Raw genomic sequence first — 1,275 nt, 5'->3', positions numbered from 1 at the left:
ACGGAAAAGTTTAAGCGCGTTTTCGGCAAGGTCGCGGATGATTGAATCAACATCTCTGCCTACATAGCCCACTTCAGTAAATTTGGTCGCTTCAATCTTAACAAAAGGTGCGTCTGCGAGTTTAGCGAGTCGTCGAGCGATTTCTGTTTTACCAACGCCTGTCGGGCCAATCATTAGGATATTCTTTGGCGAAACTTCGTCGCGTAGATCCTCGTTTAGTTGCATTCGGCGCCAGCGATTACGAAGAGCGATAGCAACGGCACGTTTTGCGTCGTCTTGGCCAATAATGTGTTGGTTGAGTTCATGTACGATCTCGCGCGGGGTCATGTTCGCCATAGTGCTAGCCTTTTACTTCAGTTCTTCGATAGTGCGGTTGTCGTTGGTAAATACGCAAATGCTTGCTGCAATGTCTAAGCCTTTCTCAACAATATCGCGTGCACCGAGCTCGGTGTTATCAAGTAGGGCGCGCGCACTTGCTTGCGCGAAAGGACCGCCTGAGCCAATGGCGATTAGACTGTCTTCAGGTTCAATGACATCGCCGTTGCCCGTAATAATGAGTGACGAGTCTTTGTCGGCAACAGCAAGTAATGCTTCGAGTTTTCGAAGATCTCTGTCAGTTCGCCAATCTTTTGCTAATTCTACGGCCGCTCGAACGAGGTGCCCTTGATGTTTTTCTAGCTGAGCTTCAAAGCGTTCAAATAGCGTGAAAGCATCTGCAGTGCCTCCAGCAAAGCCCGCGATGACTTGTCCATTGTAGAGACGGCGCACTTTCTTCGCATTGCCTTTCATGATGGTGTTGCCAAGAGAGACTTGGCCATCGCCGCCTAGTGCAACTTCGCCTTCTCTGCGGACAGATAAGATAGTGGTCATCGTTGAGCTCCTACTCGATGAATTTTTTTGTCTCGAACGAATATGGATGCGGAACTCAGAAATTCAAGGTTTCTGCGCGTAAAATAATGCGTACGCGCACGATGATGACTATGAGTGTCCAGGCTTTAAAAGAAGGGGAGAGTTAAGCGAAGCGAACAAGCGCCACTTTGAGCTTACTTTTTGCTTTTCTTCACGAGCGGCTGAATATTGATCGCATAGAGTTTATCTAAGGCCGCATTCATCTCACTACGAGAAGCAAAGGGGCCAGTTTGAACTCGGAACCATGTGCTGCCTTGGTCGTTGCTGGTCGCTTTGATTGAAGCTTTAAGTCCCTGAAATGCGATCGTAGCTTTCTGGCGTTCTGCGTCTTTGCGTTGACGGAAGGAGCCAGTTTGAAGCATGTAC

The 1,275-nt window shown here is 48.5% G+C and carries 3 protein-coding genes; all 3 read right to left on the bottom strand.

What is annotated here, in order from left to right; translation table 11 throughout:
• Positions 1 to 336 (bottom strand): AAA family ATPase (locus A3739_RS13605; protein WP_156502580.1); only part of this gene is annotated, 336 nt, incomplete at its 3' end.
• Positions 337 to 348: 12 nt separating this feature from the next.
• Positions 349 to 870 (bottom strand): ATP-dependent protease subunit HslV, encoded by a 522-nt coding sequence (gene hslV / locus A3739_RS13600; RefSeq protein ID WP_068501731.1) that lies wholly within the window; start codon positions 868 to 870, stop codon positions 349 to 351.
• Positions 871 to 1,043: 173 nt separating this feature from the next.
• Positions 1,044 to 1,275 (bottom strand): SPOR domain-containing protein (locus A3739_RS13595; protein ID WP_197472318.1); only part of this gene is annotated, 232 nt, incomplete at its 5' end.

It is taken from the genome of Oleiphilus sp. HI0067 (assembly GCF_001635735.1).
This window is presented reverse-complemented; position numbering and strand designations above follow the sequence as displayed.